The following is an 18,750-nucleotide window of genomic DNA, read 5'->3' as shown; positions in this document are numbered from 1 at the left end:
TTAACTCGGTAATTTACTAAAGTCCATAAATAAAACATTCCAACGATGACCATCCAAATCGGCAAAACCACAGCCATACATCCAGCCTTGGCTTTCTGCAGGAGGCGCAAAAACAGTTCCGCCAGCCTCTTTGACTTTTTCAGCCAGTTCATCAACTTCCTCTCTACTTTCGGCATCGATCGAAATCAAGACTTCTGAACTCGATTTGGTATCGGTAATACTGTGCTGAGAAAAACTAGAAAAAAGCATTTCTTCAAAAAGCATCACCACAAAATGCCCTTCACCTACAATCATGCACGTCGAACTTGGCGTGTCATGCTGTTCATTAAACGAAAAACCAATTTTCCAGAAAAAATCTTTCGCTTTTGCTACGTCCTTTACAGGAAGATTCAACCATATTTGTTTTGTCATTTTTTGTTTTTTTTTGTTGGGTTAGATATTTAGTTGTTTCTTTTTTTTAAACCATATAAGTGATATAAGTTAATTTAAATATGTTCTTTCAAAACTAAGCTACTCTGTTACTTTGCAACTCCGTGATTTAATTAGCCTCAACGTAGCTTTTAAAATTATCCAAGATGGCTTGCCAACCAGCGCGCTGCATTTCTTCTGGATTTTGAGTTTCTGGATCGAAACTTTCCACGATTTCGATACCATCTGGAGTTTCCGTAAAAGTAATTTCTACTTTTCTTCCATCTCCTAAAACATACGAAAGCGCTTCATTTGGTTTAACCAAAGTGAATTCTCCACCAAAATCAAAACTCATGCTTCCGTCTTTAGCTGCCATAGTCGATTTGAATTTACCTCCCTCTCTTAAATCGGCTTCAGCATAAGGCGTGTGCCAATCTGGCGAGGCAAAACTCCATTTTGTAATATGTTCTGGCGTGTTCCAAAACTTCCAAACTTTTTCTGCAGATGCTTTTACTGTCTTTTTTATTGTTATCATTATATCTCAGTTCTTAGTTTTAAAATTCCTCTGTATATTTTTTAAAATTGTCAATTACATCTTGACACCATTGCTTTTGCATGCTTTCAGAATCGGTTTTATTGGGTTCGAAATATTCTGTAAGCTTTACACTATCTCCAAAATTCTCAAAACAAATACTTCCAATTCTATCATCTGAAAGCTTATATTCGATTAATTGAAATTTTTCAATTTTTGTATATATGCCTTCAAAATCAAAACTTTCAGTTTTACTTTTTGTTGTCATTACATATTTGAACTTTCCATTTTCTTTCAAGTCATTTTCTGCATAGGGTGTATGCCATTCTTCAAAAGCTATGTTCCAGTTCTGAATGTGTTTTGGCGTAATCCAAAAATCCCAAACTTTTTCTATTGGCGCTTTGATTATAACTGCTACCGAAATCATTTTTCTTCAATTACATTTCTGTTGGCATTTCACTCGGAATCTGACTTTCATCCATATAGAAAACTTCCCAATGATGTCCCTCTAAATCTAAAAACGTTCTCTGGTACATCCATCCATAGTCCTTCGCTTCCTGATAATCTGTTCCTCCAGCTTTTACCGCTTTTTGAATTATCTCATCTACTTTCTCACGCGAGTCCATCGAAAGAGAAATAAGAACCTCGCTTGTTGTAGTAGAATCGCAAATTTTCTTCGGGGTAAAGGTTTGATAAAACGCTTCAACCAAAAGCATCACAAAAATGTCATCACTAATTACAATACAAGCTCCCTGCTCATTTGTGAACTTTGGATTTGTAGAAAAACCAAGTTCATTAAAAAAAGCTACTGCACGATTTAAATCTTTTACTGCAAGATTTAAGAATATTTTTGTTTTCATGTTTATAAATTTACAAATTAATCAAAGCAAATGTAAAATTTTAAGATTAGTTTAAAATGACAATAAAAGTCAAGTTTAGGGGCATTTAAGACAATTTGCTTATTTTTGTGTTGACTGAATTTTCAAAAACCACAAATATCATGAGCAAGAAATTAGGATTAATAGTGCCTCACGACTACAAATTGTTAAGCATCGCGGCAATTTTAGAAGTATTTGAAACGACCAATAAATTGAGTTCGGGACCTGAAAAGCCATTCGAAATCATGATTTTTCAATCTAAAGAACAATCGGATCAGGGTAATATATTTGGTTATACTTCAAACGAAATTGAAACTTCTAATATTGTACTGGATCTCATTTTAATTCCAGCTTTTACAACGGACAATATGAGTGAAATGATTAAAAAGAATAGAAATTTCATTCCGTGGCTACAAAAACAACATCATTCTGGAGCCGAATTAGCAAGCTTTTGCACAGGCGCCTTTTTGTTTGCTGCTTCTGGTTTGTTAAACGAAAAATTAGCCACAACACATGTGGATGCTTGCAGTGCTTTTACAAAAGCATTTCCAATGGTGAAATTAAAATCTGAAGAAACACTGACGGCAGATGGAAGTTTATATACGAGCGGCGGCTCAACCTCAACTTTTCATTTATTGATTCTTTTGGTTCAGAAATTCTGTGGAAACGAAATGGCAGTCAAAATTGCCAAAATCTTTTCTATCGACTTAAATCGATACAAGCAAAGTTATTTTAGCACTTTTAGACCCAATCATTTACACAATGATTCTTTGGTTGCGATGTTGCAACAGAAAATTGAAAGTCAGTATCATTCTATCGAAAAACTAGAAGAAATCACCAAAGATATTCCGACTAGCGCAAGAAACATGACGCGCCGTTTTAAACAAGTGACAGGAATTCCTCCAATTGAATATTTGCAAAACATTAGAGTTGAAAGTTCGAAGAAATATCTGGAACAAACCCAGCTTTCCATTTCAGAAATTATCGAAAAAACAGGTTACAATGATCCAAAAGCGTTCAGAAAAGTATTTTATAAAATGGTTGGTATGAAGCCAATTGAATACAGAGAGAAATTTAGAGTTCAATAGTTTTTAGAAGCAGAACATTATGTTATCAAAAGAACTCTCGTCCTGCTCTACACTATATCTTTTGCTCTGAACGCCAGAGCAAAAGGATGCCGTTTCGATCAGGGCTAAAAAAGAACTTTTGTTTCCATAACAACCATAGTTTAGGACTTAATAATCCACATCAAAACTTTTTTATTCGTTTTCAGCAGTTCATCAATTTCTTTCATGCTTTCGTTTGAAACAGCAGGACAACCCCAACCTTCTGGCGTTCCCTCAGGATAAACTTCATTATCTGAAATTGCATCCCAAGAGTGCAAAACAATCGCTCGACTTCGTGCATTTGAATTTGTTTTGTCTTTTCCCTGTAAAACATAATTGACTTTTATTCCCCATTGACTTACACCGCGATTTGAAACAACGTATTTTCCAACCGAGGAACAATGAGAATCGAACTCGTTACTAATCTGTGGTTTTGCTTTAGAAGAAGTTCTTCCCCATTGATTATCACCGCAACCGTGACTTACCATATAAGATTTAGAAATCGCTTTCTTTTTGAAATCGTAAATAAAAAATCTTTTATAACCAGAATGAACGCTAAGATCAATTAAAATAAATTTACTTTGATTCAGATTGTTTTTCTTGCAATACTGTTCTGCTTCTTTATAATAATCACTATAATTGATTTCGACTCGAGGTTTTTCTTCTGAAACTATTTCGTTTTTATGTTTGTTTTCAGAAACAGCTGTTGCTTTGTTTTCTTTATTACAAGAAAATCCTAAAACAAAAAACAGGAGTAAATAGTTCTTAATTATCATCTTTCTCTAGATAAACAACTTGATTATTAAAAAAAGCATTAAACATTTTAAACTCGCCTATATACGAATCTTGAAAACTGATATCTTCAAATTTATCATTCAATATTTCTTTTGGAAATTTTGAATATAGAAACTTCTTTTCAACTATATTTTCTACTTCTAAAACCAAATCTTTAATTTTTCTTGGATCTAAATTTTCCTTTTCTAATTCTTCAATTCTTGATCTTGGAATAATCATTTGGTTTTTATGAATTATGATACCGATTACATAATACGGAACCAAAATACTCATATATAAAATTATAGAACATAGCTCTCCTCCTTCAATAACATTTAAAAAAAATGTACAACAACGATCTTCATTGTCCAACCTCGAAAAATCTTGAAAATCTTTTAGAACTGAATCTTTATCAAATTCTGTTTTAATATTGTTTCGAACTTCCTGATTTCCATCTGAATCAAAATGTTCTATTAATACCTTTAATCTTTTATATTCAACAGTCTCAATATATAAGTCTTTTTGAGTCCAAGGACATATATTTTTAGGATAATACAAGTATGCTAAATTTTTTAAAACTTCACTTATCATATTTAATGAAAAAAGATTAAGCATCAAATATATTCTTTTAAAAACAAGAAAGAAAAATATTACTTAACTATTTCTGGCATAAAAAAAACCTGCTCAAATAAATGAACAGGTTTATAATTGAACTTTGTCAAAGTTTAAAACTTTGACAAAGTTATTTGATTACTTTAAGAAGCAATCTCCATACGTTTCAACAAGTTTTTACTCAAAGTATGCTCTGCATATTCTTTATCGATTGTCAAAGTTGTATCGTCAGAAGTTGGCAATTCGTACATAGCGTCTGTTAAGATAGCTTCGCATAACGAACGCAATCCACGTGCACCTAATTTGTATTCTAAAGCTTTGTCTACGATAAAATCTAAAGCTTCGTCTGTAATCGTAAATTCAACATCATCCATTAAAAATAATTTTTGATATTGTTTTACCAATGCATTTTTAGGTTGCGTTAAAATCGCACGAAGCGTTTCTTTATCCAAAGGATCCATGTGCGTTAAAACTGGTAAACGACCAATAATCTCAGGAATTAGACCAAAATCTTTAATGTCTTTTGGAATAATATATTGCAACAAATTGTCTTTGTCGATATTGTCTGCATTTTTAGAAGTTGAGTATCCAACTGCCTGACGATTTAAACGTTTAGAAATTATACGCTCAACACCATCAAAAGCTCCACCTGCAATAAACAAGATGTTTTGAGTATTTACCTCAACAAATTTTTGATCTGGATGCTTACGTCCTCCTTTTGGTGGCACATTTACAACAGTTCCTTCTAATAATTTCAATAATGCTTGCTGAACACCTTCTCCAGAAACATCACGTGTTATTGAAGGGTTATCACTTTTACGGGCAATTTTATCAATTTCGTCAATAAATACAATTCCTCTCTCTGCTTTTGCCACATCATAATCTGCTGCTTGAAGCAAACGTGTCAAAATACTTTCAACGTCTTCTCCAACATATCCTGCTTCTGTTAATACTGTTGCATCAACAATTGCCAACGGAACGTCTAACATTTTGGCAATAGTTTTTGCTACCAATGTTTTTCCTGTTCCAGTTTGACCTACCATGATGATGTTACTTTTTTCAATCTCAACTTCATCGTCTAATTGCTGTTGCATTAAACGTTTGTAGTGATTGTAAACCGCAACCGACATTACTTTTTTAGTTTGATCTTGACCAATAACATATTGATCCAAGAAAGCCCTAATTTCTTTTGGTTTCTTTAAAATTAAGTCCCCAACTAGTTTTGAGCTTCCGCTAGATTTTAATTCTTCTAAAACAATTCCGTGTGCTTGTTCAATACATTTATCACAAATGTGTGCATTGATACCTGCAATTAATAAATTAGTTTCTGGCTTTTTTCTTCCACAAAACGAACATTCTAATACTACTTTTGCCATTCTATTTATGTTACTAAGCTGCAAAGATACTAAGTTTCTAAACTTTTTGACCTAATACCTAAAAACTTAACCCTTTACAGCTTAATATTTTTTATTTTTTGTTTAAAGTTTCAGGTTTCACGTTGCCTGATTAACTTGGAACATGAAACCTGAAACAAACTTTAACTTTTAAGAATTATCCTCTTCTTAATACTTCGTCGATCATTCCGTATTCTTTTGCTTCGTCAGCTTTCATCCAATAATCGCGCTCACTGTCTTTGTGAACTCTTTCGAAAGACTGCCCTGAATGTTGAGAAATGATGTGGTATAATTCGTCTTTTAATTTCAACATTTCACGCAAGTTGATTTCCATATCTGTAGCAACACCTTGCGCTCCTCCAGATGGCTGGTGAATCATTACTCTCGAGTGAGGCAATGCAGAACGTTTTCCTGCTGCTCCTGCACATAATAAAACGGCTCCCATAGAAGCTGCCATTCCTGTACAGATTGTTGCTACATCTGGTTTGATGTATTGCATAGTATCGTAAATTCCTAAACCTGCATAAACACTTCCTCCTGGAGAGTTTAAATAAATTTGAATATCTTTTGATGCATCAGCACTTTCTAAGAATAATAACTGAGCTTGAACGATATTTGCGATTTGATCATCGATACCAGTTCCTAAAAAGATAATTCTATCCATCATTAATCTTGAGAAAACGTCTAATTGAGAAATATTCAATTGGCGCTCTTCGATAATATATGGAGTCATGTTTGTTGGAGTCATTGCTGCTACGATTTTATCGTAATACATTGCGTTTACTCCTTGGTGCTTTGTAGCAAATTTTTTGAATTCTTTACCGTAGTTCATATTTTTAGTTTAAAGTTGAAATGTCTAAAGTCAGAAAATGACTTAAACGGATAAAACAAAGTTCATACCTTTTTATAAAGGATGCCAATTTGTCTGAAAATGTTTCTTTCGTTTCAGGTTTAAAGTTTCAAGTTAACCCCAGGCAACGTGAAACCTGAAACTTGAAACAAAAAAAAGAACGTCAACAGAAGAAAAACTTCCATTGACGTTCAAATATAATTATTTTTATCTTTCAGTTTCTGTAATAAAATCTTAATTTTTAAAAAAGTATATTTCTTAACTTTCGACTTTATAACTTTTAACTTTCAGGCTAAAATTTATTCTCCGTAAGACGCAGCGATAAATTCTTCGTAAGTAACCTCTTTTGTAGTTGGGTTCGCTTTTTCTTTGAAGATGTCTAACATTTTAGATGCCACAACTTGCTCAGATAGTCTTTTCACTTCGTCTTGGTTAGATAAAACTCTAGCCACGATTCCTTGAACTTCTTCGTCAGTTGGGTTTGTTTGACCAAATTGAGCCATTTGCTGTCTGATCGCGTTTGATGTAAACTCTTTCAAATCTTCAAATGTAATTTGGATATTGCTTTGAGCTAATGCTTTTCCTTCGATTAATTGGAAACGTAAACCTTTTTCAGATCTTGCATATTCTACTTCAGCTTCTTCTGGAGTTAATTTTTTCTCTCCAACAGTTTGTAACCATTTTTTCAAGAATTCAGCTGGTAAATCGAATTTTGTGTTTTCGATTAAGAAATCTTGAACATCCAATAATAATTTTTGCTCTGCTTGCTGCGCGAATTGTGCCTCAGCATCTTCTTTAATTTTAGCTTTTAAATCTTCTAAAGAAGCTACTTTTCCTTCACCAAAAAGTTTGTCGAATAATTCTTGGTTTAACTCAGCTGGCTCAGAACCGTTAATTGCTTCGATTGTGAAGTTTACTTCAACATCTAAACCGTGAACACCTTCGTGACCTACTTTCAAGTAATCCATTAATTGGTGGTCATCATCAAATAAACCTTTTGTGCTTACTGCAACAACATCTCCAACTTTTTTACCTACGAATTGTTCTCCAGCTTTTTTGCTGAAAGCATCAACTGCAATTGTAGTTGTATTATTGATTCCGTTTGCTTCGCTTGAGAAAGTTCCTGTCAAATCAGAGTTTGCATCAGATACTTCTTGAGGAATTGCTTTTCCAAATTGTTTTTGGATACGCTCAACTTGTCCGTCAATTAATTTATCGTCAGCAGTAACGATATATTTTACGATATCATTTTTAGCTTCTAAATCAATTTCGAAGTTTGGCACTAAACCAATTTCGTATTCGAAAGTTAATTCTTCTGCATCCCAGTTAAAATTTTCGTTTACTTTAGCAAGAGGAGTTCCTAAAAGATTTAATCTTTCAGATTGAATATAACGCTCTAAAGCCAAATCAACTACTTTTTTGATCTCTTCTTGCTTAATAGCTTTTCCGTATTGTTTTTCAACAAGATCTTTAGGCACTGCCCCTTTTCTAAATCCTTTAACTTGAGCTAAAGGCATTTTTTCGTTAATTCTTTTTGCTACTTGACCTTTATAATCCATATGAACAACGTTCATAACGATTGTCTCGTTTACAGCGTCTATTGCTACTCTTTTAATATCCATCTTCTTCTTTAATTTACATAATAAAATTGGGTTGCAAAATTATAAAATTTTTGCAACCCAACCAAGTTTTTAATCTATTGTATTTGAAGCAGTTTTAATCTGCTCCATTGTTTTATTTGTCGTCTCCTAATATTTTATAAGTAAGAGATTGAAGTATAGACAAAATAACACTGAATATTAATGCTGTTAAGAAGCTATCTACTACAAAACCTCCAACGATTTTTGTACACAATAGAATAATTAGTGCGTTTATAACTAATAAAAACAAGCCAAGCGTAACAAACGTTACCGGTAGTGTCAGTAATACTAAAATTGGTTTAATAAAGATATTCAACAATCCTAAAACTACTGCAACAATTACAGCCGTACCAAAACTAGCAACGTGAACCCCCGTTAAAATGTTAGACAATAATAAAACCAAAGCAGCGGTAACAAGAAGTCTAAGTAATAATTTCATAGTTTTTCTGGTTTAAAATTTATTTAAAAGTAATAAAATTTTTATCAAATTTGTTCTTATTCCTTCAAAAACATCGCTGTAAGTTCAAAAAACAACTGCGGATTCTCAGCATGAAGCCAGTGCCCTGCGTTTGGAATTGTTTCCAACTTTAAGTTTGGAAAATGCTTGCGAATTCCATCAACATCTTCATCTTGGATATAACCTGAATTTCCCCCGCGAATAAACAATGTCGGCTTATCAAAAACTAAATCTTCTGGCAACGGTTTTCCAATGGCATCTAAATTATTATTAAAAGCTTCCAAATTAAATCTAAAGGCCAATTGCCCTGGCTCTGCCCAATATAAATTTTTCAACAAAAACTGACGTGTTCCAAAATCTGAAACATATTGTGTTAAAATTGCTTCCACATCATTTCGGCTTGGTTTTACAGAAAAGTCAACTGCATTTAATCCTGCCAAAATATCTTGATGATGCTGTTTGTAAAACCTCGGACCAATATCAGCCACAATCAATTTGTCCACAATTTCTGGATGCGTCGTAGCAAAAAGCATCGCCACTTTCCCTCCCATTGAATGTCCTAGAATATCAATTCGAGCTAAACTATTTGCTTGACAATACTCGTATACATCTTGAACCATCGCTTCATAACTCCATTCATCTGAATGAAAACTTCGACCATGATTTCTTAAATCTAAAATATGGACTTGAAATCCAGCTTCTACATATTGCCCAGCAAGTGTTTTCCAGTTATCAGACATTCCAAGAAATCCGTGCATGATAACAAATGGCTTTCCTTCGCCTTCTATTTTTGAATAAAGCATATTTTTATTTTTTTCTTTTAAAGAATTATTTCAATTTATTCAGATACAGGTTTACTGTATTATCCAAACCAAGATAAAGTGCCTCTGAAATTAAAGCATGACCAATAGAAACTTCTAATAATCCTGGAATGTTTTCTTTAAAGAATTTTATATTATCCAAACTCAAATCATGCCCGGCATTGATACCCAAACCTAATTGGTTTGCCAATTTAGCAGCTTCAACGTAAGGATCAATTCCTCTTTCGTTTCCTAAACTATATTGGTGTGCAAAAGATTCTGTATACAATTCAATTCTATCTGTTCCTGTTTCTTTGGCTCCTTCAATCATTTCTAAAATTGGATCCACAAAAATCGAAGTTCTGATTCCATTTTTTTGAAACTCCTGAATAACTTCAGTTAAATATCCTTTATTATTAATCGTATCCCAGCCAGCAGATGAAGTTATGGCTCCAATTGCGTCTGGAACTAATGTAACCTGGTCTGGTTTGCATTCTAAAACCAAGTCAATAAAATTGTGCTGCGGATTTCCTTCAATATTATATTCTGTTGTAACAACTGCTTTCAAATCGCGTGCATCCTGATAACGAATATGACGCTCATCTGGGCGTGGATGAATCGTAATTCCTTGTCCGCCAAAACGCTGAATATCCACAGCTACTTTTAATAAATCTGGTACATTTCCGCCGCGGGCATTTCGAAGCGTTGCTATTTTATTGATATTTACACTTAATTTTGTCATATAAATAGATATTAATTCTAGTAATCTTATATTTGTTACGACAAAAATACAAAGTAAAACAGAGCGGTTTTCGGTATTTTTTGATTATTTTGCATCAAATATCCTCAATTGATTTATGACAGAAATTACAAACTATATCACAAACGATTTCAGAGCGATTGACAGTCAGGAAACGATAGCCTCGATTCAGGACTTTTTCATCGATGTAAATTTTTCTCATTTTCCGATTTTAGAAGACGGCATTTTTATTGGAAGCATCTCCTCTGACGATGTTGAAACATTTGACATTGAAAAAAAAGCCATAGATTACAAATACACTTTAGAACGCTTTTTTGCTCGAAAGTCGATGATATGGCTAGATGTTCTCGAAGTTTTTGCTAAAAACCACACCAACATCCTTCCTATTCTTGATGAAAATAATAATTACATCGGTTATTATGAAATGGAAGATATCATGAAGTTTTTTCAGGAAACGCCATTTCTAAAAGAACCAGGCGCTATCATTATTGTACAAAAAGGACTTTTGGATTATTCTATGAGCGAAGTTACCCAAATTGTAGAGAGTAATAACGGAAAGGTTTTAGGCTGTTTTGTTTCTGAAGCTGACACAGAAAATGTTCAAATTACTGTAAAAATTGGCTTAGGAGCAATCAATGAAATCATCCAGACTTATAGAAGGTACGGTTACGAAATTATTTCAGAACATCAGGAAGACAACTATATCAACAGCTTAAAAGAGCGATCAGATTATTTAGACAAGTATCTTAACATATAAATTATGAATGTGCCAGTGAAAATTAGATGGTTTTGCATTTCCTAATTATCTAATTGACACATTGACAAATTCTCTAATTAAAAAGAATGAAAATAGCCATTTACGGACAATACTATCAGAATAGCACTGAACCTATTATAAAAGACATTTTCACATTTTTCAATACCAATAACGTCGAAATGGTAATTGAAGAAAATTTCCTGAATATGCTTTATGAAAAACAGCTTGTAAAAAAAGAATACAAAACTTTTTCGCCAAACACTGCTTTAGACAATAGTTTCGAAATGCTAATAAGTATTGGAGGTGACGGAACAATTTTAAGAGCTGCTGCTTTTGTCCGTAATTCTGGTGTTCCTTTATTAGGTATCAATGCCGGACGTTTAGGATTTCTAGCCAAAGTACAAAAAGAGAACATTGACATCCTATTGCAATATGTTATCGACCAAAACTACACTACTTCTGAAAGAACTTTATTAGGACTTACCAGTGATCCTTACAACGAAGCCTTTAAAGAACTTAATTTCGCCATGAACGAAGTTACAGTGAGCAGAAAAGATACAACGTCGATGATTACCGTTGAAACGTATTTGAATAACGAATATTTAAATTCATATTGGGCTGACGGACTAATCATTTCTACGCCAACCGGATCTACAGGATATTCTTTAAGCTGTGGCGGACCAATTTTAACGCCAGATGTCAAAAGTTTAGTAATTACGCCAATTGCCCCACACAATTTAACTGCCAGACCTCTTGTTATTCCAGACGATACCGAAATTACACTTCGCGTATCAGGAAGAGAAGACCAATATTTAGTTTCTTTAGATTCTAGAATTTCTTCAGTAAAAAACGAATCTATTCTAAAAATTAAAAAAACAGATTACAAAATTAAAATGGTTGAAATACCAGGCGAGACATTCTTAAAGACGTTAAGAAACAAACTGCTCTGGGGAGAAGATAAAAGAAATTAAACTCTTTTCTGATTCTTCACTATACGATAATACCACATTTTCTCGTTCTGCATGTAGTGAATCATCATTAAATGGCTCAAAATCATAACGTAAATTGAAAAAAAAGCACATTTAACTAAAGGAACTTTGATTCGTATTGATAATTATTATATTTGCACGCAATTTTGAATTAAATGAAGAAAATTTTTAATTTATTGTTATGTTTTTTCCCCTTTATTACACTTAATGCTCAAATCAATGAGATTGGTGTTTTTCTGGGCGGAAGCAACTTTGTAGGCGATGTTGGAAAAACAACTTATATCGCTCCAGAAAAACTAGCTTTTGGCGTTCTTTATAAATGGAACAGAAGTCCAAGACACGCATGGCGCTTCTCTTACACACAATCCAATATTAGCGGAAACGACTTCAAATCTGATGAAACTGGAAGAAACCAAAGAGGTTATCGTTTTGACAACAATATCAAAGAATTTTCTGCTGGTTTAGAATTTAATTTTTTCGATTTTAACCTGCACGATTATCATACAAAAGTGACACCTTATGTATTTACTGGTTTAAACTACTTTTTGTTTGATAATTTGTACCGATACACTACTAGCCCAAATACAGTATACGCGCTAAAAAATCGAAGTTCAATGTCTATACCTATTACATTGGGTATAAAATCAAATATAACACCACGTTTTGTTTTAGCTGCTGAAGTTGGTGCGCGCTATACTTTTACAGACAACCTTGACGGAAGCAATCCTAATACAACCAATCCAAACATTATGAAGTTTGGAAATTTAAATAATAATGATTGGTACATTTTTTCTGGTATGACTTTAACGTATACTTTTGGAAAAAAGCCATGCTATTGCGCATACTAAAAATGAATTTAATAGAATCTATAGATCACACAAACTTACCTAAACACCTGGCCATTATTATGGACGGTAATGGACGCTGGGCAAAACAACAAGGTTTTTTGCGTGCGTTTGGTCACGAAAATGGTACAAAATCCGTAAAAGAAATAATCAAAACTAGTGCTAAACTTGGAATTGAATATTTAACTCTATATGCCTTTTCTACAGAAAACTGGAATCGCCCAAAACTTGAAGTCCAAGCATTAATGAAAATATTGATTAATTCATTAAAAAAAGAGCTTGTTACACTTCAAGAAAACAATATTCGTCTTAATGCAATTGGAAATCTTGATAAATTACCAAAAACAGCCCAAAAAGAACTTTTGGATGTGATGGAAAAGACAAAAAACAATACGCGCCTAACTCTTACTCTCGCTTTAAGCTATGGTTCTAGGGAAGAACTTGTAAATGCCGTAAAGTCAATTAGTGATAAAGTTAAAAATAATATAATTTCAATAGACACTATTGACGATTCAATTATAAATGAGCATCTTTACACGCAAAATTTACCAGACGTAGATTTATTAATACGAACAAGTGGAGAACATAGAATAAGTAATTTTTTGCTATGGCAGATAGCCTATGCAGAATTGTATTTTACTAATGTCTTGTGGCCAGACTTTAAAGACCAAGATTTATATGAGGCTATTATTAGTTATCAAAAAAGAGAACGTAGATTTGGAAAAACCAGTGAACAAATTAAATAATTTTTTAGTGTTGCAAAAAAAAATACAAATAGTCCTTACCCTATTACTTTTGGGTAGTTTTTCACAAATTAAAGCACAAGAAAGAGTTCCTTTTGATCAGGGAAAAAAATATATTCTAGCTAAAGTTTCTGTTATTGGTAAAATAAGCTTCAATGAGCAGACTGTTGTTACTTTTTCGGGCCTTCAAAAAGGTCAGGAAATTACGGTACCTGGAGAAGAAATCAGTAGCGCAATTAAAAAATTAGGTAAATTAGGCCTATTTGACGAAATTGCTTTTTACGTTAATAAGGTAGAAAACGACAGTATCTATCTTGATCTTGACATCGTTGAACTTCCTAAATTAAACGAGGTTAAAATCGTTGGTGTCAAGAAAAGCAAAATAGAAGGTTTAATTAAAGATAACAACTTGACAAAGAATAAGATTGTCAACGAAAATTTAATTACTACGACCAAAAATTACATCGAAAACAAATACAAAAAAGAAGGTTTTTATAACACAAAAGTTACTATAACCAACACTCCTGATACTATTAACGGACACCAAGTTAATATGCTTGTCAGAATAGACAAAGGAGACAAAGTAAAAATCAGCAGTATCGACTTCATTGGAAACAAACAGTTGACAGACACTCAACTGCGTGCTGCAATGAAAGACACCAAACAGAAAAATTTCATTCGCGTATTTAAGGCTTCTAAATTTATTCCAGAAAAATACAAAACAGACTTAGAAAAGGTAATCGCTGCCTATAAAGAAAAAGGTTATCGTGATGCTCGTATTATCTACGATTCTGTACAATACAGCAAGAAAAAGAACACTTTAGATATTAAAATTAATGTAGAAGAAGGAAATAAATATTACTTCGGAAATATTAAATTCTTGGGTAATACGGTTTACTCAGATCAGCTTTTAAGCCGTTATTTAGGAATCAAAAAAGGAGAAACTTATAACGGAGTTTTACTAGAAAAAAGAATTGCCGATAAGACAAAACCAGATGCAGAAGATATTACAAACTTATACCAAAACAATGGTTATTTGTTCTCAAATATTAATGCTGTAGAGGTAAAAACAGTAAACGATACTATCGATTTTGAGATTAGAGTTACCGAAGGTCCTATTGCTTATTTCAACAAAATTACAGTTGTTGGAAATGACAAAACAAACGACCATGTTATCTATCGTGAGTTAAGAACAAAACCAGGTGAAAAATACAGTAAAGAACAATTAGTTAGAACGATTCGTGAGATCGGACAATTAGGTTTCTTTGATCCTGAGGCAATCGATCCTAAATTTAAAAACGTTGATGCCGGAGCTGGAACTGTTGATATCGAATATAATGTAGTAGAAAAAGGATCTAGCCAGGTCGAACTTCAAGGAGGTTATGGCGGTGGAGGCTTCATTGGGACTTTGGGACTTTCGTTTAACAATTTCTCGGCACGAAAGATCTTTGACAAAGAAGCGTATAAGCCTTTACCAATGGGAGATGGACAAAAAGTTGCACTTCGTCTGCAAGGAAGTACTTATTTCCAAACTTATAGTTTATCATTCTCAGAGCCTTGGTTTGGAGGAAAGAAACCTGTACAATTTAGTTCATCTATTTCATACAGTAAGCAATTTCTTAACAATTACATTACTAGAACCGTTGATAAAAGCAAAAGTTTTAATATTTTTACAGTACAAGTTGGTTTAGCAAAAAGATTAACTGTGCCAGATGACTATTTCGTATTATCACAATCTGTAAGTTATCAGCATTACGACTTGAACAATTACAACACAGGTTTGTTTACTTTTGGTAACGGTGCATCAAGAAACTTAGCTTACACTATCGGACTTTCAAGAAGTAATAAAGGGGTAAACCCAATATTCCCAACTTATGGTTCTGAGTTTAGTATTACAGCAAAAGTTACACCTCCATATTCATTATTTAATGGTATTGATTATGGCGATTTACAAAACCAAAAAGAATACAAAACACAATATACAGGAACATCAGGAAGCGGTATAGATGGAAAACCGCTTAACAATGGTGACTATGTTAAAACAGAAACTGTAAATGGTCAAACTGGTTATGTGAGTGTTGGATCTGATTATGCAAGTGCTGATACAGATGTAGCAAAAGTCGATCAGAAAAAATACAACTGGTTAGAGTACTATAAAGTTAAATTTAGAGGTGACTGGTATACTAAAGTTTATGGTAAACTGGTCTTAAGAACACTTACTGAGTTTGGTTTCTTAGGAGCTTACAATCAAGAAAGAGGTGTAATTCCGTTTGAACGTTTTTACTTAGGAGGTGATGGTATGGCAAACTACTCAATGGATGGTAGAGAGACGATCCAGTTAAGAGGTTATCCAAACAACTCTTTAACTCCAGTAAACGCTGTAGGTGATGCAATTGGAGCAACGATTTACAACAAATTCTCTATGGAATTACGTTACCCAATTACATTAAAAGCATCGGCTTCGATCTTTGCATTAACGTTCTTAGAAGCAGGTTCATCTTACCCAACCTTCAAAGATTACAACCCATTTGACTTAAACCGTTCTGCTGGTGCTGGTTTACGTGTATTCATGCCTGCATTCGGATTATTGGGTATTGACTTTGGTTACGGGTTTGACGCTCTTCCAGGACAAACAAAAGCTAATGGTTGGGAAACACACTTTATTATTGGACAACAATTTTAGTGAAATAACGTTTGGTTAAAAATCATCAAATAAAGTTATGTTATGAGAAAACAATTTTTATTTATATTTTTAGCCTTGATTGTAGCAAATACAAGTCAGGCACAAGGAAAGACTACTCGAATTGGCTACATCGACATGGAATATATTTTAGAAAATGTTTCCGATTATAAAGAAGCTAAGTCACAATTAGAGCAAAAAGCTCAAAAGTGGAAACAAGAAGTAGAGGCTAAAAAATTAAATATAAATAATTTGAAGGAAAGCTTAAAAACAGAAAAAGCTTTACTGACAAAAGAATTAATAGAAGAAAGAGAAACAGAAATTAAGTTTCTTGAACAAGAAATGATGGATTATCAGCAGAAGCAATTTGGTTCTGACGGAAATCTAATGCGACAAAAAGCAGCTTTAGCAAAGCCGATTCAAGATCAGGTTTTTACTGCTGTACAAGATATCGCAGAAGCAAAAAATTACGATTTTGTTTTTGACAAGTCATCAGATCTTACCATGCTTTTTAGCAACAAAAGATTTGATATCAGTGATCAGGTTTTAAGAATTTTAAACCGTACTGAAAAACGTGAGCAGCTGACCAAAAAACAATTGAAAGAGCAAGAGGCTAAGGAAAATATTGAAAATGCAATTGACGAAAATCCAGCAATGGCCGATCGCCAAAAAGCACTTGATGAGAAAAGAGCAGCTAGGGAAAAACTAATTCAAGACAGGAAATTAGAACAAGAAGCTAAGAGAAAAGAATACGACGACAGAAGAAAAGCTTTACAGGAAGAAAGAGAAGCTAAGAAAAATGGCACGGTTTCTGGAACAGCAACATCAACAGCAGTTCCTGCTGCTACAACAGCTAGTCCTGCTGCAAATGGTTCTACAGCTAAGACCACATCCCCTGTTTCAGGAGAAACACCTGCAGGCGAACAGCCAGCAATGACCAAAGCAGAAGAAAGGCAATTACTTTACGAACAGCGTAAAAAGGAATTGGAAGAAAGAAGAAAGAAAATTTTAGAAGAAAGAGAAGCGGCTAAAAAAGCAAAAGAAGCCGAAACGCAAAAAACAAATACGACCAATAATTAATTAATATTTTAAAAATGATGAAACAAATCAAAACTTTACTAATTGCTGCAATTCTTATTTTAGGAGCAAGTAACACAATGAACGCGCAAGCGAAGGTAGCACATGTTGATGTAAGCGAGATCATGGGGAAAATGCCTGCTATGCTAGATGCTCAAAACCAACTGCAAAAATTAAGTGGTACATACGATGCTGAATACAAAAAAATGGTTGATGAATATCAAGTAAAAATCAAAAAGTACGAAGCTGAAGCTGCAACGGTAACTGATGCTGTAAACGGAGAGCGTTCTAAAGAAGTTCAAGATATGCAAAAGAGAATTGTTGACTATAGAGACAATGCTCAAAAAGAATTACAACAAAAAGAAACTGATATCGTAAAACCTTTAATGGAAAAAGTAAGAGCTTCTATCCAAAAAGTTGGAAAAGCTAAAGGTTTCCAATATGTTTTAGACGGTTCTACTTTATTATTAGCTGATGGTCCAAACATCACTGCTGACGTTAAAAAAGATTTAGGATTCTAAGAAATTAAATCTCAATAATTTAAACTGCTCAATTTATACAATTTGAGCAGTTTTTTTTTACAAAAAATTAAAAGTAATCTTTGGCATTATTTCAAGATTTGACTTAACTTAGAATACCGAATTATATTTAAAAAATATTAAATTTGCTTTATGACAAACAATAATCCTATAGGCGTTTTTGATTCTGGTATTGGCGGAACTTCCATTTGGAGCGCCATTCATGATCTTCTTCCAAATGAAAAAACCATTTATCTGGCTGACAGCAAAAATGCGCCTTACGGCCAAAGAAGCAAAGACGAGATTGTTGCTTTAAGTAAAAAAAATGTAGAATTTTTACTGGAGAATAATTGCAAATTAATTGTTGTTGCCTGCAATACTGCAACCACAAATGCCATATTCGAACTCCGTGCAGATTACGATGTCCCGTTTGTTGGAATTGAGCCTGCCATTAAGCCTGCAGCAAATAATTCTCAAACACAAGTAATCGGAATTCTAGCTACAAAAGGAACTCTTAACAGTGAGTTATTTAATAAAACTGCCGAGATGTTTCAGAATACTAAAATCATTGAACAGGTAGGCCACGGACTTGTACAGCTTATTGAAGATGGTAATTTGTACTCGCCTGAAATGACGCAGTTGTTGGAGTCCTACTTACAACCTATGATTGAGGCTAATATTGATTATTTGGTTCTTGGATGCAGCCACTACCCTTATCTAATTCCTCAGATAAAAAAAATTCTCCCAGACCATATTAAAATAATAGATTCGGGAGAAGCTGTTGCACGTCAGACAAAAAATCTGCTTCGCGATAAAGTTGGTTTTTCTGAAAGTGGAGACCATGATCCGGTATTTTATGTTAACTCCAACCCGAAGGTTTTAGAGTCAATTTTGGAATACAAATATCCCGTTATACAGAAAGACTTTTAG

21 protein-coding genes are annotated in these 18,750 nt (G+C 33.5%); 9 read left to right on the top strand and 12 right to left on the bottom strand.

Annotation, left to right across the window (positions count from 1 at the left end; translation table 11 throughout):
* The 4 genes from ABTV69_RS08340 to ABTV69_RS08325 all read right to left on the bottom strand — a co-directional run bounded on the left by ABTV69_RS08340 (position 1) and on the right by ABTV69_RS08325 (position 1,800).
* Positions 1 to 411: a VOC family protein gene (locus ABTV69_RS08340; RefSeq protein WP_433835344.1), complete on the bottom strand. Its 411-nt coding sequence runs from the start codon at positions 409 to 411 to the stop codon at positions 1 to 3.
* Positions 412 to 538: 127 nt separating this feature from the next.
* Positions 539 to 943, bottom strand: a complete 405-nt coding sequence (locus ABTV69_RS08335; RefSeq protein ID WP_433835342.1) for an SRPBCC family protein — start codon at positions 941 to 943, stop codon at positions 539 to 541.
* A gap of 19 nt (positions 944 to 962) precedes the next feature.
* Complete coding sequence (locus ABTV69_RS08330; protein WP_433835340.1) at positions 963 to 1,367, bottom strand: SRPBCC domain-containing protein; 405 nt, start codon at positions 1,365 to 1,367, stop codon at positions 963 to 965.
* A gap of 10 nt (positions 1,368 to 1,377) precedes the next feature.
* The gene (locus tag ABTV69_RS08325; RefSeq protein WP_433835338.1) at positions 1,378 to 1,800 is read right to left on the bottom strand and encodes a VOC family protein; all 423 of its coding nucleotides are present in this window, start codon (positions 1,798 to 1,800) and stop codon (positions 1,378 to 1,380) included.
* Positions 1,801 to 1,940: 140 nt separating this feature from the next.
* Here ABTV69_RS08325 and ABTV69_RS08320 point away from each other — a divergent pair, with 140 nt between their 5' ends.
* Positions 1,941 to 2,906, top strand: coding sequence for a GlxA family transcriptional regulator (locus ABTV69_RS08320; protein ID WP_433835336.1), 966 nt, complete (start codon positions 1,941 to 1,943; stop codon positions 2,904 to 2,906).
* A 140-nt stretch (positions 2,907 to 3,046) separates the two neighbouring features.
* Here the strand turns inward: ABTV69_RS08320 and ABTV69_RS08315 are convergent, their stop codons facing one another.
* From ABTV69_RS08315 to ABTV69_RS08280, 8 genes are all read right to left on the bottom strand, one after another.
* Complete coding sequence (locus ABTV69_RS08315) at positions 3,047 to 3,700, bottom strand: murein L,D-transpeptidase catalytic domain-containing protein (RefSeq protein WP_433835334.1); 654 nt, start codon at positions 3,698 to 3,700, stop codon at positions 3,047 to 3,049.
* On the bottom strand, positions 3,690 to 4,289 hold the full coding sequence (locus ABTV69_RS08310; protein WP_433835332.1) for a hypothetical protein: 600 nt from the start codon (positions 4,287 to 4,289) through the stop codon (positions 3,690 to 3,692). The genes ABTV69_RS08315 and ABTV69_RS08310 overlap by 11 nt, the downstream gene beginning before the upstream one ends.
* 164 nt (positions 4,290 to 4,453) lie before the next feature.
* Positions 4,454 to 5,686 (bottom strand): ATP-dependent Clp protease ATP-binding subunit ClpX, encoded by a 1,233-nt coding sequence (clpX, locus tag ABTV69_RS08305; RefSeq protein WP_433835330.1) that lies wholly within the window; start codon positions 5,684 to 5,686, stop codon positions 4,454 to 4,456.
* A 175-nt stretch (positions 5,687 to 5,861) separates the two neighbouring features.
* On the bottom strand, positions 5,862 to 6,536 hold the full coding sequence (gene clpP / locus ABTV69_RS08300; RefSeq protein ID WP_433835328.1) for an ATP-dependent Clp endopeptidase proteolytic subunit ClpP: 675 nt from the start codon (positions 6,534 to 6,536) through the stop codon (positions 5,862 to 5,864).
* 317 nt (positions 6,537 to 6,853) lie between these two features.
* Positions 6,854 to 8,176: a trigger factor gene (locus ABTV69_RS08295; protein ID WP_433835326.1), complete on the bottom strand. Its 1,323-nt coding sequence runs from the start codon at positions 8,174 to 8,176 to the stop codon at positions 6,854 to 6,856.
* 112 nt (positions 8,177 to 8,288) lie between these two features.
* Positions 8,289 to 8,633: a phage holin family protein gene (locus tag ABTV69_RS08290; RefSeq protein ID WP_433835324.1), complete on the bottom strand. Its 345-nt coding sequence runs from the start codon at positions 8,631 to 8,633 to the stop codon at positions 8,289 to 8,291.
* A gap of 56 nt (positions 8,634 to 8,689) precedes the next feature.
* Positions 8,690 to 9,454 carry an alpha/beta fold hydrolase gene (locus ABTV69_RS08285; RefSeq protein ID WP_433835322.1) on the bottom strand — a complete coding sequence of 255 codons (765 nt, stop codon included), beginning with the start codon at positions 9,452 to 9,454 and terminating at the stop codon, positions 8,690 to 8,692.
* A gap of 25 nt (positions 9,455 to 9,479) precedes the next feature.
* Entirely contained in the window at positions 9,480 to 10,193 is a 714-nt protein-coding gene (locus tag ABTV69_RS08280) for a pyridoxine 5'-phosphate synthase (RefSeq protein WP_433835320.1), read from the bottom strand.
* Positions 10,194 to 10,308: 115 nt separating this feature from the next.
* Between ABTV69_RS08280 and ABTV69_RS08275 the strand changes: the two genes are divergently transcribed.
* The 8 genes from ABTV69_RS08275 to murI all read left to right on the top strand — a co-directional run bounded on the left by ABTV69_RS08275 (position 10,309) and on the right by murI (position 18,750).
* Complete coding sequence (locus ABTV69_RS08275; RefSeq protein WP_433835318.1) at positions 10,309 to 10,968, top strand: CBS domain-containing protein; 660 nt, start codon at positions 10,309 to 10,311, stop codon at positions 10,966 to 10,968.
* An 86-nt stretch (positions 10,969 to 11,054) separates the two neighbouring features.
* Entirely contained in the window at positions 11,055 to 11,939 is an 885-nt protein-coding gene (locus ABTV69_RS08270) for an NAD kinase (protein WP_433835316.1), read from the top strand.
* A 173-nt stretch (positions 11,940 to 12,112) separates the two neighbouring features.
* Positions 12,113 to 12,805: a DUF6089 family protein gene (locus ABTV69_RS08265; protein ID WP_433835314.1), complete on the top strand. Its 693-nt coding sequence runs from the start codon at positions 12,113 to 12,115 to the stop codon at positions 12,803 to 12,805.
* 2 nt (positions 12,806 to 12,807) lie between these two features.
* Positions 12,808 to 13,548 carry an isoprenyl transferase gene (locus ABTV69_RS08260; RefSeq protein ID WP_379699223.1) on the top strand — a complete coding sequence of 247 codons (741 nt, stop codon included), beginning with the start codon at positions 12,808 to 12,810 and terminating at the stop codon, positions 13,546 to 13,548.
* Positions 13,481 to 16,228 (top strand): BamA/OMP85 family outer membrane protein, encoded by a 2,748-nt coding sequence (locus tag ABTV69_RS08255; protein ID WP_433835311.1) that lies wholly within the window; start codon positions 13,481 to 13,483, stop codon positions 16,226 to 16,228. The genes ABTV69_RS08260 and ABTV69_RS08255 overlap by 68 nt, the downstream gene beginning before the upstream one ends.
* 42 nt (positions 16,229 to 16,270) lie before the next feature.
* Positions 16,271 to 17,305: an OmpH family outer membrane protein gene (locus ABTV69_RS08250; protein WP_433835309.1), complete on the top strand. Its 1,035-nt coding sequence runs from the start codon at positions 16,271 to 16,273 to the stop codon at positions 17,303 to 17,305.
* 14 nt (positions 17,306 to 17,319) lie between these two features.
* Positions 17,320 to 17,823, top strand: coding sequence for an OmpH family outer membrane protein (locus ABTV69_RS08245; RefSeq protein ID WP_198854446.1), 504 nt, complete (start codon positions 17,320 to 17,322; stop codon positions 17,821 to 17,823).
* 150 nt (positions 17,824 to 17,973) lie between these two features.
* Entirely contained in the window at positions 17,974 to 18,750 is a 777-nt protein-coding gene (gene murI / locus ABTV69_RS08240) for a glutamate racemase (protein WP_433835306.1), read from the top strand.

Source organism: Flavobacterium anhuiense (assembly GCF_050990855.1).
Classification (GTDB): domain Bacteria; phylum Bacteroidota; class Bacteroidia; order Flavobacteriales; family Flavobacteriaceae; genus Flavobacterium; species Flavobacterium anhuiense_C.
The sequence above is the reverse complement of the archived record's forward strand: the minus strand, read 5'-3'. Positions and strand labels throughout refer to the sequence as shown.

Bases quoted from the DNA above. Each gene is read 5' to 3' on its own strand.
- ABTV69_RS08340 (WP_433835344.1), bottom strand. From the start codon at position 411: ATGACAAAACAAATATGGTTGAATCTTCCTGTAAAGGACGTAGCAAAA.
- ABTV69_RS08335 (WP_433835342.1), bottom strand. From the start codon at position 943: ATGATAACAATAAAAAAGACAGTAAAAGCATCTGCAGAAAAAGTTTGG.
- ABTV69_RS08330 (WP_433835340.1), bottom strand. From the start codon at position 1,367: ATGATTTCGGTAGCAGTTATAATCAAAGCGCCAATAGAAAAAGTTTGG.
- ABTV69_RS08325 (WP_433835338.1), bottom strand. From the start codon at position 1,800: ATGAAAACAAAAATATTCTTAAATCTTGCAGTAAAAGATTTAAATCGT.
- ABTV69_RS08320 (WP_433835336.1), top strand. From the start codon at position 1,941: ATGAGCAAGAAATTAGGATTAATAGTGCCTCACGACTACAAATTGTTA.
- ABTV69_RS08315 (WP_433835334.1), bottom strand. From the start codon at position 3,700: ATGATAATTAAGAACTATTTACTCCTGTTTTTTGTTTTAGGATTTTCT.
- ABTV69_RS08310 (WP_433835332.1), bottom strand. From the start codon at position 4,289: ATGATAAGTGAAGTTTTAAAAAATTTAGCATACTTGTATTATCCTAAA.
- clpX (WP_433835330.1), bottom strand. From the start codon at position 5,686: ATGGCAAAAGTAGTATTAGAATGTTCGTTTTGTGGAAGAAAAAAGCCA.
- clpP (WP_433835328.1), bottom strand. From the start codon at position 6,536: ATGAACTACGGTAAAGAATTCAAAAAATTTGCTACAAAGCACCAAGGA.
- ABTV69_RS08295 (WP_433835326.1), bottom strand. From the start codon at position 8,176: ATGGATATTAAAAGAGTAGCAATAGACGCTGTAAACGAGACAATCGTT.
- ABTV69_RS08290 (WP_433835324.1), bottom strand. From the start codon at position 8,633: ATGAAATTATTACTTAGACTTCTTGTTACCGCTGCTTTGGTTTTATTA.
- ABTV69_RS08285 (WP_433835322.1), bottom strand. From the start codon at position 9,454: ATGCTTTATTCAAAAATAGAAGGCGAAGGAAAGCCATTTGTTATCATG.
- ABTV69_RS08280 (WP_433835320.1), bottom strand. From the start codon at position 10,193: ATGACAAAATTAAGTGTAAATATCAATAAAATAGCAACGCTTCGAAAT.
- ABTV69_RS08275 (WP_433835318.1), top strand. From the start codon at position 10,309: ATGACAGAAATTACAAACTATATCACAAACGATTTCAGAGCGATTGAC.
- ABTV69_RS08270 (WP_433835316.1), top strand. From the start codon at position 11,055: ATGAAAATAGCCATTTACGGACAATACTATCAGAATAGCACTGAACCT.
- ABTV69_RS08265 (WP_433835314.1), top strand. From the start codon at position 12,113: ATGAAGAAAATTTTTAATTTATTGTTATGTTTTTTCCCCTTTATTACA.
- ABTV69_RS08260 (WP_379699223.1), top strand. From the start codon at position 12,808: ATGAATTTAATAGAATCTATAGATCACACAAACTTACCTAAACACCTG.
- ABTV69_RS08255 (WP_433835311.1), top strand. From the start codon at position 13,481: ATGAGGCTATTATTAGTTATCAAAAAAGAGAACGTAGATTTGGAAAAA.
- ABTV69_RS08250 (WP_433835309.1), top strand. From the start codon at position 16,271: ATGAGAAAACAATTTTTATTTATATTTTTAGCCTTGATTGTAGCAAAT.
- ABTV69_RS08245 (WP_198854446.1), top strand. From the start codon at position 17,320: ATGATGAAACAAATCAAAACTTTACTAATTGCTGCAATTCTTATTTTA.
- murI (WP_433835306.1), top strand. From the start codon at position 17,974: ATGACAAACAATAATCCTATAGGCGTTTTTGATTCTGGTATTGGCGGA.